The organism is Oribacterium sp. WCC10, assembly GCF_900113415.1.
Classification (GTDB): domain Bacteria; phylum Bacillota; class Clostridia; order Lachnospirales; family Lachnospiraceae; genus Oribacterium.
The window spans coordinates 276241-292685 of sequence record NZ_FOPH01000001.1 but is presented as its reverse complement, the minus strand read 5'-3'; the positions used below and the strand labels follow the sequence as shown (position 1 = coordinate 292685).

The 16445-nt window shown below is 45.1% G+C and carries 11 protein-coding genes; all 11 read left to right on the top strand.

All coding sequences use genetic code 11. The features are described from left to right. The first annotated feature begins 6 nt into the window (after nt 1-6). The 11 genes from BM294_RS01105 (at nt 7) to BM294_RS01055 (ending at nt 16136) form a co-directional block, all read left to right on the top strand. Nucleotides 7-1071 carry an ABC transporter ATP-binding protein gene (locus BM294_RS01105; protein WP_091204056.1) on the top strand — a complete coding sequence of 355 codons (1065 nt, stop codon included), beginning with the start codon at nt 7-9 and terminating at the stop codon, nt 1069-1071. Next, nucleotides 1071-2057 (top strand): ABC transporter ATP-binding protein, encoded by a 987-nt coding sequence (locus BM294_RS01100; protein WP_175494392.1) that lies wholly within the window; start codon nt 1071-1073, stop codon nt 2055-2057. Before BM294_RS01105 ends, BM294_RS01100 begins: the two co-directional genes overlap by 1 nt. A gap of 303 nt (nt 2058-2360) precedes the next feature. After that, entirely contained in the window at nt 2361-4019 is a 1659-nt protein-coding gene (locus tag BM294_RS01095; protein ID WP_091204053.1) for a peptide ABC transporter substrate-binding protein, read from the top strand. A 263-nt stretch (nt 4020-4282) separates the two neighbouring features. Further along, complete coding sequence (gene pyrH, locus BM294_RS01090; protein WP_091204051.1) at nt 4283-4987, top strand: UMP kinase; 705 nt, start codon at nt 4283-4285, stop codon at nt 4985-4987. A gap of 55 nt (nt 4988-5042) precedes the next feature. Continuing rightward, a complete protein-coding gene (gene frr / locus BM294_RS01085) occupies nt 5043-5597 on the top strand; it encodes a ribosome recycling factor (RefSeq protein ID WP_091204049.1) in 555 nt (184 codons plus the stop codon). 1 nt (nt 5598) lies between these two features. After that, a complete protein-coding gene (locus BM294_RS01080; RefSeq protein ID WP_091204048.1) occupies nt 5599-6351 on the top strand; it encodes an isoprenyl transferase in 753 nt (250 codons plus the stop codon). 115 nt (nt 6352-6466) lie between these two features. Further along, nucleotides 6467-7318, top strand: a complete 852-nt coding sequence (locus BM294_RS01075) for a phosphatidate cytidylyltransferase (protein ID WP_242944374.1) — start codon at nt 6467-6469, stop codon at nt 7316-7318. Between the two features lie 145 nt (nt 7319-7463). Next, entirely contained in the window at nt 7464-8624 is a 1161-nt protein-coding gene (locus tag BM294_RS01070; RefSeq protein WP_091204046.1) for a 1-deoxy-D-xylulose-5-phosphate reductoisomerase, read from the top strand. Between the two features lie 197 nt (nt 8625-8821). Further along, nucleotides 8822-10156, top strand: coding sequence for a M50 family metallopeptidase (locus BM294_RS01065; RefSeq protein WP_091204045.1), 1335 nt, complete (start codon nt 8822-8824; stop codon nt 10154-10156). A 112-nt stretch (nt 10157-10268) separates the two neighbouring features. Beyond that, the gene (gene ispG, locus BM294_RS01060; RefSeq protein ID WP_091204043.1) at nt 10269-11327 is read left to right on the top strand and encodes a flavodoxin-dependent (E)-4-hydroxy-3-methylbut-2-enyl-diphosphate synthase; all 1059 of its coding nucleotides are present in this window, start codon (nt 10269-10271) and stop codon (nt 11325-11327) included. 204 nt (nt 11328-11531) lie between these two features. Continuing rightward, nucleotides 11532-16136 carry a PolC-type DNA polymerase III gene (locus tag BM294_RS01055; protein WP_091204041.1) on the top strand — a complete coding sequence of 1535 codons (4605 nt, stop codon included), beginning with the start codon at nt 11532-11534 and terminating at the stop codon, nt 16134-16136. Nucleotides 16137-16445: the final 309 nt, after the last annotated feature.

Genomic DNA, 16445 nt, shown 5'->3' with positions numbered 1-16445 from the left:
TTTAACATGGCAGAATCAGAATACTTAGTAAATATACAGCATGAACGTCTTTCCTTCTTCACCCCGGCCGGTGAGGTCAAGACATTAAATGATGTAACTATACAGATGAAAGAGGGCGAGGTTCTCGGAATAGTAGGTGAGTCAGGTTCAGGTAAGTCAGTAACCGCATACTCCATCATGGGTCTCACAGCAGAGAATGGAAAGATCATGGGCGGCTCCGTTGAATTCAACGGTCACCGCATTGATCAGATGTCCGAAAAGGAACTTAGACGTATCCGCGGACAGGAAGTATCAATCATTTTTCAGGATCCCATGACATCTCTTAATCCGGTATGGACTATAGGAAATCAGCTGGAAGAAGCTATCAAGCTTCATACTGACAAGAAAGGAAAAGAAGCTACCAGAAGAGCGAGAGAGCTTCTCACTTTGGTCGGCATCAATGAACCGGACAAGAGATTAAAGCAGTTCCCTCACGAGCTTTCAGGCGGTATGCGTCAGCGTGTCATGATTGCCATGGCTCTTGCCTGTGAGCCGAAGCTTCTCATAGCCGATGAGCCTACAACAGCTCTTGATGTTACCATTCAGGCTCAGATCCTTGAACTTATGCAGGATCTGAAAAAGAAGCTTGGTATGGGAATCATCATGATAACCCACGATCTCGGTGTAGTTGCCAGCATGTGTGATCACATTGCCGTTATGTATGCCGGAGAGATCGTTGAATACGGAACTACCGACGATATTTTCTACAATCCGAAACATGAATATACAAAGGGGCTTCTCAAGTCTATTCCGAACCTTGCCGAAAAGGAGTACGAAAGACTTGTTCCTATCGAAGGACAGCCTGTGGATCTTCTGAATCCTCCCAAGGGCTGCGGATTTGCTCCGAGATGTGCAAACTGCATGAAGATCTGTATAGATAAAAAGCCTCTGAGAAACCACTATGAGGGCATACATTACTCAAGATGCTGGCTTCAGCAGAAAGAAGATTTTGAAAACGGAAAAACCACCGTTTCTACAGATGAGCAGGGTAATGTCATAAAGGAAACATTAACCAGAGGAGGAGAAAACTGATGAACAAAGAAGATATCCTACTTGAAGTATCCCACCTCAAACAGTATTTCCCTGTGGCAGGAACAAACAAATCAGTCAAAGCCGTAGATGATGTCAGCTTCTTTATAAAGAGGGGTGAGACATTCGGTCTGGTAGGTGAGTCAGGATGTGGAAAGACAACAACCGGTCGTTCGATTCTGAGACTTACAGAGCCCACTTCCGGAAAGATCGTATATGACGGAAATGTTATCTTTGATTCAGAGACCGGCACAAAAGCAAATATGCTTCCGTACCGTCGTAAGATGCAGATCGTATTCCAGGATCCATACGCGTCTCTTGACCCGCGTATGACAGTCGGCGATATAGTCGGAGAGGCTCTGGATATACATAAGCTTTACAAGTCAAAGGAAGAGAGAAGAGAAAAGATACTCGATCTCCTTTCAACAGTAGGTCTCAACAGTGAACATGCCAACCGTTATCCTCACGAGTTTTCAGGTGGTCAGCGCCAGCGTATCGGTATTGCAAGAGCACTTGCCGTTAATCCTGAATTCATCGTCTGCGATGAGCCTGTATCCGCACTTGATGTTTCCATTCAGGCGCAGGTTGTAAATATGTTCGAGGATCTCCAGAAGAAGATGGGGCTCACATATCTTTTCATCGCCCATGACCTTTCCATAGTAAATCATATTTCCGACAGAATCGGTGTTATGTATCTTGGCCATATGGTTGAACTTGCGGATTCCGATGAGCTTATTTTCCATTCTATGCATCCGTATACCAAGTCACTTATTTCTGCCATACCTATAGCAGATCCAAAGACAGCAAGGGCTTCAAAGCGAATCATCCTTAACGGAGACGTTCCTTCACCGGTTAACCCGCCTTCAGGATGTCCGTTCCGTACAAGATGTCCTTATGCCGATGATCTCTGTGCACAGAAGACACCTGAATTCAAGGAAGTCAAGCCGGGGCACTATGCTGCATGTCATCATCTGGATAAAGTAAACTGAGGAAACACTGATATAATCAGCATTTCCTCAGAGCCTCCGGTGTCGGGGTACGGATTTTTAAAAGAAGTTGATGCTTCGCATCGAAAATTCGACCAGGGAAACGCTTTAATCATCGTTTCCCTGAAAGATTTCAGTGATTTAAGGGTCAGTATAGTTTCATGTCTGCCTGAATTATCTTTGGACAACCTTTCATACGAAAGCATCCTGACCCAAATCATATATATCCGGTGCACGGATCAAAACAGCACAATGATCATTTCAGCATTTTAAAAGCTGATAATCCTATTTTTAAGGAGGGTATTTATGAAAAAGAAAGTAACTGCTGTACTTGCATCATCACTCGCTGCAGCACTTGTTCTGTCAGCCTGTGGCGGTTCATCTTCAACTTCTACACCTGCTGCAGAAAGTCAGGCACAGGGAGGCGAAGCTGAGAATGTCATCGACGTTCAGATCGGACCTTCTCCTGAGACTATTGACCCTGCACTTAACTCAGCATCAGATGGTGCAAACATGATCATCCATGCTTTTGAAGGTCTTCTCAAATTCGACAAGAACAACGATGTTGTAGGCGGTCTTGCTGAGAGCTGGGAGCAGTCAGAGGATGGTCTTACATGGACTTTCCATCTGAGACCTGATCTCAAGTGGTCAGATGGAAGCGCTCTTACAGCAAACGACTTTGTTTACTCATGGAAGAGAATCGCAGATCCAAATACAGCTGCACCTTATGGCTATGACCTTCTCAATGTTATCGCAGGTTATGAAGAGGCATCACAGGGCGATGTTGATGCACTTCAGGTTGAGGCTCCTGATGACAACACCTTTGTTGTTCATCTTTCAAGCCCTTGTGTGTACTTTGACAAGATTGCCGCATTTGCAGTTACAGTTCCTGTACAGCAGGCAACTATCGAAGCTGCAGGAGACGGCTGGACAACAGATCCTGCAACCTACATTACAGACGGTCCTTACTATATGACTGAGTTCACAGACGGTTCTCAGATCGTATTTGAAAAGAATCCTAACTACTGGGATGCAGAAAACATCACTTTCGACAAGATCGTATGGCACCTTATCGAGGATTCAAACACATCATACACTGCTTACAACCAGGGCGAGATCGACCTTATCAAGGATGTTCCTACAGAAGAGATTCCTTCACTCGAGGGCAATGAAGAGTTCCATGTTGAGCCGCTCATGGGAACATATTCTGTAGTATTCAATACTCAGAAGGCTCCTTTTGATGACGCAAGAGTACGTGAGGCACTTTCACTCGCAATCGATCGTAAGTATGTTGCAGAAACTATCATGCAGGGTACATATTCACCTGCAACAAACTTTGTAGGTACAGGTGTTTCTGATGCTGCAGAAGGTTCTTCTTTCGAAGAAGTAACCAAGGAGAAGTATGGAGATCACTTTGACATCGATAACTACGAGGCTGATCTCGAGAAGGCTAAGGAGCTTCTTGCAGAGGCAGGCTATCCAAATGGTGAAGGCTTCCCTGCATTTGACTACCTTACAAACGATACATCATATCACAAGGCAGTTGCCGAGTATCTCCAGTCTGCATGGGCAGAGCTTGGTGTTACAATGAATGTAAACATCCAGGAGTGGAAGACTGTAACTGCTGACCGTCGTTCAGGAAACTTTGATGCAGCACGTTACGGCTGGGTATATGATTGGGATGATCCTTCAAATATGATCAACCTCCTTGAAACAACCAACGGAAACAACGATGGCAAGTACTCATCAGCAGAGTTCGATAAGCTTGTTAATGATGCAAGAAATACAACCGACATCAACGAGCACTATGACCTTCTCCACCAGGCTGAGCAGGTTATGCTTAAGGATGCTGCTATGGCTCCTCTTGCATACTACAACGAGTTCTGGCTCCAGAAGTCAAACCTCAAGGGTACATGGCACTCACCATACGGCTACTGGTACCTTATGTACGGTTCATTTGAATAAATATTGATGTTTTAGCCCTGCGGCATATACTGCCGCGGGGCTTTTTAATTATCTGTGTACTGATGTCATGACTCATGTGAAGCATACCATATCAAAAGAAGCGGCACGGTTGTTTACTGTGTTGCCCCTAAGATTTTAATATGCTAGAATATTTTTTAATGTAGGTTATTAATATTAGCCGCATTACAATCTAATAGAAGATATCAGTGAGAAGGGTTATCTTTCTCACTTTATGCCATGTTTTGGCAGAATGGAGATTTTGTATGTCAGATAAACGCAGAGTTATGCTGAAGCTTTCCGGCGAGGCACTTGCCGGTGAGAAACATTTCGGTTTTGACGATGATACCATCAGAGAGGTTGCTCAGGAAGTCAAGTCAGCTGTTGATGCAGGTGTTGAGATTGCTATCGTTATCGGTGGCGGAAACTTCTGGAGAGGACGTCAGTCAGAGGCTGTTGACCGCTATAAGGCTGATCAGGTCGGAATCCTCGCCACAGTTATGAACTGTATTTATGTATCAGAGATATTCCGTACACAGGGTATGAAGACCAGGGTTATGTCATCCATCCAGATCGGAGATATGGCTGATCTCTTCAATAAGGATGAGGCTCTCAAGGCTATGTCAGAAGGTGCGGTTGTATTCTGCGCAGGCGGCACAGGCCATCCATACTTCTCAACAGATACAGGTGTTGTACTTCGTGCTGTTGAGCTTGAATGCGATGAGATCCTCCTTGCCAAGGCCATCGACGGCGTTTACGATTCAGATCCTAAGGTTAACCCTGACGCCAAAAAGTACGATGAGCTTTCTATACAGGAGGTTGTTGACAAGCGTCTCGGCGTCATCGACCTTGCAGCTTCAGTTATATGCATGGAGAATCACATGCCATTGGCTATATTCTCACTTAATGAAAAAAACGGTATTTCCAATGCTCTAAAGGGGAAGATCACCGGAACAAGAGTCACTGCGTGATTTATAAAATAATATAATGAACATTTCCCCGAAAAGGGGTTTAGGAGGAATAATTATGGATGATCAATTTACTATTTATATCGAGAAGATGCACAAAACTCATGACAATCTGATGTCAGAGCTTGCAACTATCCGTGCAGGTCGTGCAAACCCTCATGTTCTTGACCGTATCATGGTAGACTACTACGGAACACCTACACCTATTCAGCAGGTAGGTAATATTTCCGTTCCTGAGGCTCGTCTCATCCAGATCCAGCCATGGGACAAGACTCTCCTCAAGGAGATCGAGAAGGCTATCAATATGTCTGAGCTCGGTATCAATCCTACAAACGACGGAACAGTTATCCGTCTTGTTTTCCCGGAGCTTACAGAGGAAAGACGTAAGGAGCTCACAAAGGACGTAAAAAAGAAGGGCGAAGAGGCCAAGATTGCTATCCGTAATATCCGTCGTGATGCCATGGATCTTGCCAAGAAGCTTGAGAAGTCTTCTGAGATGACAGAGGATGACCTTACACGTGCAACAAAGGACATTCAGGAGCTCACTGATCATATGTGCGAGAAGATCGACAAGTCAGTAGAAGCTAAGAATAAGGAACTCATGACAGTCTGATATGGAAAACATTAATGATATCATAGACAGTGAAGGGAGAAATATCCCTTCACATATCGCCATAATTCTGGACGGTAACGGACGCTGGGCAGAGAGAAAAGGGCTTCCCAGAGCCATGGGACACAAACAGGGATGCGAGACTCTTGAAACCATCGTTGCGGATTGCGCCAGACTCGGTGTCAAATACCTGACGGTTTACGGTTTCTCCACAGAGAACTGGAAGCGCTCAGAAGAAGAAGTCGGCGCACTTATGAAGCTTTTCCGTTTATATATGGTTAAGCTCATTAAGGTTGCAAACGAGCACAATGTCAAAGCCCGCATGATTGGTGAGAGAAGCCGTTTTGCTCCTGATATCCGTGAGGGTATCGAAAAGCTGGAGCAGGAAACCTCACAGAATACAGGTATGACATTCGTTTTTGCCGTTAATTACGGTTCTCGTGACGAGATAGTCCGTGCCATAAGAAAATTCACTATTGAGGCCGTCAAGTCAGGAAAGACCGAGGAAGAGATCGAATCTCTGACAGAGCAGGAGTTTGCAGGATACCTCGATACAGCCGGTATGCCGGATCCTGATCTTGTCATCAGAACCTCAGGTGAATTCCGTATATCCAATTATCTTCTTTGGCAAAGTGCGTATGCCGAGTACTATATCACGCCTGTACTCTGGCCTGACTTCAACAAAGAAGAACTGCTCAAGGCCATTGACAACTTTAACAGCCGTGAGCGTCGTTTCGGCGGCAGATTAAAAAAATAATTTATGACTCAGGCTTCTTTTATAAAAAAGAAGCCTGTCTTTGTTGTTAACTGTATTAGTACATTTGCTGCATTCCGGCAGCATGTACAGTATCTTTGATCACTCAGGAAAATATATGACAGAAACAGATAATTTGAAAAAAGATCATAACGAAAAGAAGATGAGTTCATTCATCACCCGTCTTATAAGCGGTATCATACTTGTGCTTTGCTCAGTTGTGATAGTACCTATGGGCGGACCATTGCTCTTCCTTCTTACATTCTTCACCTCAATGATCGGACTGTATGAACTCTACAGAGTATTTGGCATCGAAAAGAGATCATTGGGTTTCATAGGATATCTGACCACCATAAGCTACTATGTTTTGGTATGGTTCAATATAAATGACTATTTCACCATCATGATCGTGCTTAGTCTCATGGCACTTATGGCTTTTTATGTTATTACCTATCCCACCTACAAGATTTCAACAGTAGCAAAAGCATTTATGTGTGTCTGCTACGCCGGTATCATGATGAGTTATCTCTATCAGACAAGGGAGATGCCTGACGGGGCTTATCTGGTCTGGCTGATATTCCTTGCAAGCTGGGGTGCCGATACCTGTGCATATTGCGTCGGCATGCTCTTCGGCAAGCATAAGATGACTCCCATACTCAGCCCGAAAAAGTCTGTAGAAGGCGCCTTTGGCGGAGTTATAGGTGCTGCGCTTTTAGGTTTTATCTACGCAAGTATCTTCAAAAGCAGATTCACTTTCATCATAGATCCTGCCGCCACCTGTGCAATAGCCTGTGGTATCGGTGCACTTATATCCATGGTGGGCGACCTTACAGCTTCCGGAATAAAGCGCGACTACTCCATAAAGGATTACGGAACCATCATTCCGGGACATGGCGGAATCATGGACAGATTTGATTCAATGATCTTTACCGCTCCGGCAGTATACTTTGCACTGACATTTTTAAATTAAAGGAAGCGCAGGTTTTCACAAAACTATCACGTTTTGAATATAGATTAAAGTGATCATATTCATATACCATAAACTCTAATGTATTATGTCAGACTCCCCGGAAGGATACTTCGAAAGTCTGATACTGAAAACGGAGAAATTATTCATGAGAAGATTAGTTATTCTTGGTTCTACAGGTTCCATTGGAACCCAGACCATTGACGTCATAAAGGATGATCCAGAGATTGTTGTTACAGGTCTCGCTGTTTACGGATCCATCGAGAAACTTCGTGAGCAGGTCGAAAAACTGCATCCGGAAACCGTATGCATCTATGATGAGACAAAAGCTGAAATATTCAGATCCTATGGTCTGCCGGTGAAAGTTCTTTCAGGCATGGACGGCCTCATAGAGATCTCCACCATGCAAAGCTGTGATGAAGTGGTGGTATCTGTTGTGGGTATGATCGGCATTCAGCCTACCATAGCAGCCCTTAAGGCTCACAAGAAGGTGGCTCTTGCCAACAAGGAGACCCTCGTTTGCGCAGGTCACATCATCATGCCTCTCGCTGAAGAGTGTGGCATCGAGATAAAGCCCATCGATTCTGAGCACAGTGCCATCTGGCAGTCTCTTACAGGAGAGCCGCACAATCGTATAGAACAGATTCTTCTCACCGCTTCGGGCGGACCTTTCAGAGGAAAGAAGAGAGAAGATCTTCGCGGCAAAACCAAGGAGGATGCATTAAAGCACCCCAACTGGGCAATGGGAAGAAAGATAACCATAGATTCTTCAACCATGGTAAACAAGGGACTTGAAGTACTTGAAGCCCATTGGCTCTTTGATGTACCTGTAGATATGATAAAGGTTGTGGTACAGCCTCAGTCCATAGTTCATTCAGCGGTACAGTATGTTGACGGTTCAGTCAAGGCACAGCTCGGTCTTCCGGATATGCGCATCCCTATAGAGTATGCTCTTTATGCTCCTGACCGTCATCCGCTCACAGAGGACAAGCGTCTTGACCTTGCAGAGCTCGCCACACTTACCTTTGAGAATCCGGATATGGAGACATTTAAGGGACTTGCCCTGGGATACCGTGCTGGAAGAACAGGCGGTTCCATGCCTACTGTATACAATGCAGCCAACGAAGAGGCCGTAGCAATGTTCCTTGAGAATCGTATAGATTTCCTTGAGATAGCAGATGTTATCGAAGAAGCCATGGACGCTCACGAGAAGAATCTGGTGGTTTCACCTACCCTTCAGGAAATTCTCTCTATAGAAAAGTGGGCAAGAGACTTCGTAAAGACCAATTCTATGGAAACACTGACTTAATCAGTGTTTTCCATAGAACCTCCGGCGTCGGGACACGGATTTTCAAAAGAAATTGATGCTTCGCATCGAAAATCCCACCGGGGAAACGCCTTGATAAGCGTTTCCTTAAGATGATAGTCCTTTAAACAAAGATATTAACTGACTGTCTTTATGTCAGCTATAATCGGAAAAAACATATATTTATAGAGGAGAACTACTTGAGTATCATCGTCGCAATTTTAGGTTTAAGCTTTTTGATATTCTTTCATGAACTGGGACACTTTCTGGCAGCCAAACTCTGCCATGTCGGTGTCCTTGAGTTTTCCATAGGCATGGGGCCAAGAATCTTCAGTCGTGTGTGGAAAAACACCCGTTATTCACTGAAGCTCCTTCCCATAGGCGGAAGCTGCGCCATGCTTGGAGAGGATGCTGCCGGTTCAGGAGATTTCTCTACAGCAACAGGCGAGGAGATTGAAGAAGAGGAGCCGCAACAGGAGTCCGGGTCTGATACGGAACTTACCGTCACGGAGTCATCTGATTTAAGTCAGGACACATCCGTCACATTGAGCGCTTATGAAGAGTCAACAAGAGAAGATACTTCTGAACAAATCGGTTACGAAATCAAGAACAGAGACCCGTGGATAGACTATGACGGAGTACGTTTCCGCCGTTCTGAGATCCAAAAATACTCATTCCAGGACAAGCCTGCATATCAGAGATTTTTCATCTGCATAGCCGGGGTACTGAACAATTTCATACTGGCAGCCATACTGGCAGGCATTATCGTCTTTTTCTGCGGCTTTGACAACCTTTATGTAGCAGGTTCCGTGGATAATGCTCCTGCCGCAACCGCAGGATTCGAAGACGGAGACTCATTCCGTTATCTAGGCTATCATGATAAGCATTTATCCTTCGTACCGGGTTACAGAGATCTTTCAATCTGGCTTTACATCAATTCAGAAGATTTCGATGATAACACACTGCTTGATGCGGTAGTCATCCGTAACGGTGAAAAGAAAACCATAACCTTCAAGCCATACTATAACGAAGAAAACAGTCGCTACATGCTTGGACTCTCTTTTTACGGTGGAAGATTTGCGGCTGGAAATCTTTATGAGTTTTTAACAGATACATTTTATGAAGTACGTTATAATATGACCATCGTTTTGCAGAGCCTGGGTCTGGTGCTTCGCGGAAAAGTTCACAGAAACGAAGTCATGGGGCCTGTGGGCGCTGTAACTGTCATGGGTACAACGGTGGAGAAGTCAACGGAATTTGGCCTTTTAAATGCCTTCCTGGTGCTTCTTGCACTCCTTGTCATGCTGTCATCCAATCTCGGCATCATGAATCTTTTGCCCATACCGGCACTTGACGGGGGACGTTTGATATTCATCCTGTTTGAGATGATATCGAGAAAACGGCTTGATCCCGATCTTGAAGGCCGCATCAATCAGATAGGAATGATCGCCCTTCTTGCTCTGATGGCATTTATCATGTCAAACGATATCTGGAATATTGTTTCCGGCGCTTACGCGTCTATACTCGGTGGATGATTGCCGGAATACCGGCATTTCTCCGGATGTGCCTGAATCAACAATTTCCGGGTCTGATCATAATTAACTACTATTTATGTCGGGGAAAACCCGACGGAATGGAGATTTATATATGTTACCAAGAGAAAATACACATGTTGTTTCCATAGGAAATGTCAAGATCGGAGGTAACAATCCTGTTGCCATCCAGTCTATGTGCAACACAAAAACAGAAGATATCAAAGGCACTGTAGAACAGATTCTCAGGCTTGAAAAAGCAGGTTGTCAGATCATACGTTGTACAGTGCCTACCAATGAGGCTGCAAAGGCTCTTAAGGAGATCAAGAAGGAAATTCACATCCCTCTTGTTGCAGACATACATTTTGATTACAAGATGGCTATCGCCGCAATGGAGAACGGTGCAGACAAAATCCGTATCAATCCGGGAAACATAGGCTCCATCGAAAAGATAAAAGCTGTAGTAGACTGTGCGAAGGAGAGAAATATCCCTATCCGTGTCGGAGTTAATTCCGGTTCCCTTGAGAAGGATCTCATAGCAAAGTACGGCGGACACGTTACCGCTGAAGGTATCGTCGAGTCCGCTCTTGATAAGGTAAAACTCATTGAGGATATGGGTTATGACAATCTGGTTATTTCCATCAAGTCCTCTGATGTTCTTATGTGCGCAAAGGCTCATGAGCTTATCGCTGACAAAACCAACCATCCGCTTCATGTAGGTATCACAGAGTCGGGTACCGTGTGGTCCGGAAATATCAAGTCATCCATCGGCCTCGGCATGATACTTGGTCAGGGTATCGGTAATACCATAAGAGTTTCATTAAGTGCCGACCCTGTAGAAGAAATCAAGTCCGCAAAACTTATATTGAGAACCCTTGGTCTCCGTACCGGAGGAATCGAGGTTGTTTCCTGCCCTACATGCGGAAGAACCAACATTGATCTCATCAGTCTGGCAAATGAAGTTCAGACTCTTGTAGAAGAGTATGATCATAAGAATCTCAAGGTAGCGGTTATGGGCTGCGTGGTTAACGGTCCGGGAGAGGCAAAGGAAGCCGACATCGGAATCGCCGGCGGCAAGGGCGAAGGTCTCCTTATCAAAAAGGGCGAGATCATCCGAAAGGTACCTGAAGGCGAGCTTCTCAGCACTCTCAAAGAAGAAATAGCAAAGATGTAAGAAAAAAACTGCTGTATCCGATAAAATACAGGCAATCCCCGTGTTTTATCAGTGACTCCGGCCAGGGAAACGCTTTAATCAGCGTTTCTCTAAATCGTGCACTAAGGAAGCATTATTGGATCCCGGAAATATCTCTTTATATCAGTGAAAGGGTCTCAACGCAGATTACCGTGGAAACGAGGGCGCTGAGACAAAACGAAACCTATGAAAAAGTTTTTCGAAGTATTTGAAACTCTCGAACTTAGTGCAGAGCTCGAGAGTTTATTTCGTGACACATATGTGACTCGTGTGACCATTACGAAAGATCACAAAATGATCCGCATCTACATCACAAGTCCACATCTCATCGACAAACGATCAGTTTTTGCAGTAGAAAAGATCATCAAGGAACAGCTTTTCGGTCGAAAGCATATCACCGTCAAAATATCTGAAAATTTCCATCTGAGTTCTCAATATAATGCGAGAACTCTTTTTGACATGTATAAGGACAGTATCCTTATAGAACTGAAGAACTACAACATCGTCCTTCACAATATGCTGACCAGAGGAAAGCTTTCCTGGCAGGATGACGATACATTGGACCTCACTGTCCCAAACTCTCATCTATACAAGGAGTCAGCCAAGGAACTTCTTCATGTCTTAAAGCGTCTGTTTGAGGATCGATGCTCTATAGCATTCAATCTTAACATGCTTTATGAGGAGAAGAAGATAGAGTATCCACAGGAGCTTGACAGGAACTATGTTCCACCTGAGTTCAGAGGTGACACCGACGAATCAAGACGTCGCAGGGCGGAAATACAAAAGGAAGAGGGCTTCATGAAATCCCGTGATGTCTTCAATATATCCGGCATGGATATGGCAAGCGGCGGAAATAATCAGGCTGCTGCCATGGCCGCTCTCGAGGCTCAAAAGGCCAGAATGGATGCCGAATTTGCCGCAAATGGCGCACCAAAGAGCAATGATCAGACGAAAGCAGCTTCTTCAAACGGAGCAGCTAATGGCTCCTCACAACCCGGAAGCAATCGTTTTGGCGGCGGAAACGGACAGTTCCAGCGTAAAAAGCGTGCATTCAAGATGTCCGAAAACGAAGAGGTTCTTTACGGAAAGTATTTTGAAGGTGAAGCTGTACCTCTCAGTGATATAGATGCAGGCTCCGGCAATATCATTATCGCCGGAAACATTTTCCTCGTACACGATCCTGTTCATACAAAGACCGGCAAGAATATCCTCAAGTTTGACATAACAGACTACACAGATTCCATCACCTGCAAGATCTTCGTGGATGACGAGGATATGGAACTTGCCAATGCTTTCATAAAGGCAGGAACCGGACTCATGATCAAGGGTTCGGTATCTTTTGATACCTTCGACAAGCAGGTTGAAATGAGTTTTGTCGACGGTATCCTTAAGCACGACATCAAACGTGCAAAGCGTACAGATGACAATCCTGACAAGCGTGTAGAGCTTCATCTTCATACAAAGATGTCTGATATGGATGCTGTATCCGATGTCAGTGAATATATTAACACCGCCATATCTTTCGGTATGAAAGCCATGGCCATCACTGATCACGGAGTGGTTCAGGCATTCCCGGATGCCAACCTTCATCTGAAGAAGACAGGTCATGATAAGGACTTCAAGCTCATCTACGGCTGCGAAGGTTATCTTGTCGATGATCTTGAGACCATAGTTGTAAATGATAAAGGTCAGGAACTCTGTCACGATACCGTTGTTTTCGATATAGAAACCACCGGTTTCAACTCAGACACCGACCATATCATTGAGATCGGTGCGGTTAAGCTTCACAATAACGAGATCGTGGATCGCATGGATGTTTTCGTGAATCCCGGAGTTCCCATTCCGTTCCGTATCACAGAGCTTACATCCATTGACGACTCCATGGTTATAGGTGCAGATCCCATCGAAGTGGTTCTTCCAAAGTTCCTTGAGTGGTGCGGTGACGCTGTCATAGTTGCCCACAATGCCTCTTTCGATACAGGCTTCATCGGTAAAAATGCAAAGCGTCTGGGACTCACTTACAATCCCACCATCATTGACACCGTAAGTCTCAGCCGTTTGCTGCTGCCACAGCTCAACAGATATAAGCTGGACACTGTTGCCAAGGAGCTTAATGTTTCCCTTGAACATCATCACAGAGCCGTGGATGATGCAGGATGCACAGCCGAAATCTATATTAAAGAGATCGAAATGGTTAAAGCAAGAGGCTGCACAAAGCTTGCCGAAATCGATACTCTCGAGTACGACCATGCGGCAAATGTCATGAAGCTTCCGACATACCACATCATACTTCTTGCAAAAAACGATATCGGGCGAATAAATCTTTACCGTTTGATATCAGAAAGCCATTTGCATTACTTCAAGTCAAGACCTCGTATTCCGAAGTCTCTGCTTCGTGAGTACAGAGAAGGTCTCATCATAGGAAGCGCATGTGTAATGGGTGAAGTCTTCGAGAACATGCTTCGTGGCGCGGATGATGCACAACTTTTAAATATTGCCGCCTTTTATGACTATCTTGAGATACAGCCATTGGGCAACAACAGCTTCATGCTGGGAAGTGACAAGTATTCCGCAACCACCACTCAGGATCTCATTGACTACAATATGAAGATCATTTCTCTTGCGGATCAGCTTGGCAAACCTGTATGCGCAACCTGCGATGCACATTACGTAAATGAAGATGATGACATCTATCGTAAGATCATTCAGGCAGGTCGTGGATTCGATGAAGAAGAAAGTGATGCAAAGCTTTATTTCCGTTCCACAAAAGAAATGCTTGATGAGTTTTCTTATCTTGAGCCGCAAAGGGCAAGAGAGATAGTCATTGACAATCCGAACATGATCGCAGATATGTGTGACCCCATAAGTCCGGTTCGTCCGGATAAGTGTCCTCCGGTCATCGAACACTCGGATGAAACATTACGACAGATCTGCTATGAGACCGCCCACAGAATGTACGGGCCCGAGCTTCCGAAGATAGTGGAGAGCCGCCTTGAGACAGAGCTTAACTCCATCATCAGTAACGGATACTCGGTTATGTACATCATCGCCCAGAAGCTGGTTGACAAGTCAAACGAGGATGGATATCTGGTTGGTTCCCGTGGTTCCGTAGGTTCTTCCTTCGTAGCCACCATGTCCCATATCACGGAGGTTAACCCTCTGAGTCCGCACTATGTGTGCCCGGACTGCTTCTGGTATGATTTTGATTCACCGGAGGTCAAGCAATACTCCGGTATGGCAGGTTGTGACATGCCGCCCAAGAAGTGTCCGAAGTGCGGTGCCGAACTTAACCGTTGGGGTTTTGATATTCCTTTCGAAACCTTCCTGGGATTCAACGGAGACAAGGAGCCTGATATCGACCTTAACTTCTCCGGAGAATACCAGGCCAAGGCACATGCCTACACCGGCGTCATCTTCGGAGACGGGCATACCTTCAAAGCCGGCACCATCGGTACACTTGCGGATAAAACGGCTTACGGAATGGTCAAAAAGTACTATGAAGAAAGAGGTGTCGAGAAGCGTACCGCAGAGATAGACAGACTTGTTCAGGGATGCGTTGGAGTCCGCCGTACCACCGGTCAGCATCCGGGCGGAATCGTAGTTCTTCCTCACGGTGAGGATATCAATACATTTACACCTGTACAGCACCCTGCAAATGATATGTCTTCGCCTATCATCACTACGCATTTCGACTACCATAAGATCGACCATAATCTTTTGAAGCTTGATATCCTCGGGCACGACGATCCTACCATGATACGTCGTCTTCAGGATCTCATAGGTATCGACCCGGTTAAGGACATTCCTCTTGACTGTAAGGAAGTTATGAGCCTGTTCCAGTCAACGGAGGTCTTAAACATTGAACCTAAGGATATTCACGGTGTCAAACTCGGATGCCTTGGAATCCCCGAGTTCGGAACTTCCTTCGCCATGCAGATGGTTGAGGATACAAAGCCGAAATATTTTTCTGACCTTATCAGAATTTCGGGTCTGTCTCACGGAACTGATGTATACCTGAATAATGCACAGGATCTCATCAAGGATGGAGTAACCACTCTGCAGCAGGCGATCTGTTGTCGAGACGATATCATGGTTTACCTCATGCACAAGGGCATGGATCCCGGCGAGTCCTTCAGTATCATGGAGGCTACACGTAAGCATAAACCTCTGAAGGACAGTTGGTGTCAGGACATGCTGGACCACGATGTTCCCCAGTGGTACATCGATGCCTGCAAGAAAATCAAGTACATGTTCCCGAAGGCTCATGCCGCAGCTTACGTTATGATGGCATGGCGTGTTGCCTGGTGTAAGGTGTTCCACCCAATCGAGTACTACACGGCTTACTACAGTATCCGTGCCGACGGTTTCGACTACGATAAGATGTGCGGTGGACTTGATAAACTCAGGTTCTACATCGATCAGTACATGAATATTCCGAAACCTACCAACACAGAAGCCGTGTGTCTCCGTGACATGCGTATCTGTGAGGAGATGTATGCCCGAGGAATTGAGTTTGCACCTCTTGATATCTATAAGGCAAAGGCCAAGGACTTCACCATAACTCCGGATAAGAAGATCATGCCGAGTTTTACATCCATGGCAGGTCTCGGAGAAGCCGTTGCCCAGGGTATCGAGGACGGAGGAAAGAGCGGAGTTAAATATCTCAGTAAGGACGATTTCATTAACCGTACTCACTGTCCTAAGGGATTCGTGGAGAAGTTCAGTGAACTCGGGCTTCTCGGTGATATACCGGAGTCTAACCAGATGAGTATTTTTGATTTCATGAGCTGAGGGATTGAATCCTATAGCTCTTAAAACTCGCGTATAGTTCATCAGATGTAATTCATTCCACCTGTATATCTTCATCAGAACCGGGCAGCTGACGGTTTCATGAGCCCGTCAGCTGCCCGGTCGCAATAATATATATTTAAGTTTACAGTTAATAGAATATGATAATTTAAACAGTCGGGTATTTTGGTATAATGGTTTATATCAATCACCCGACTGTTGAACTATCCGCAGGTATAAGTTGTAAAGTATTTTTACTAACTTATCTGATGGCTCAGACAGGATTTCATATAAATCCTATATAAATCCGAT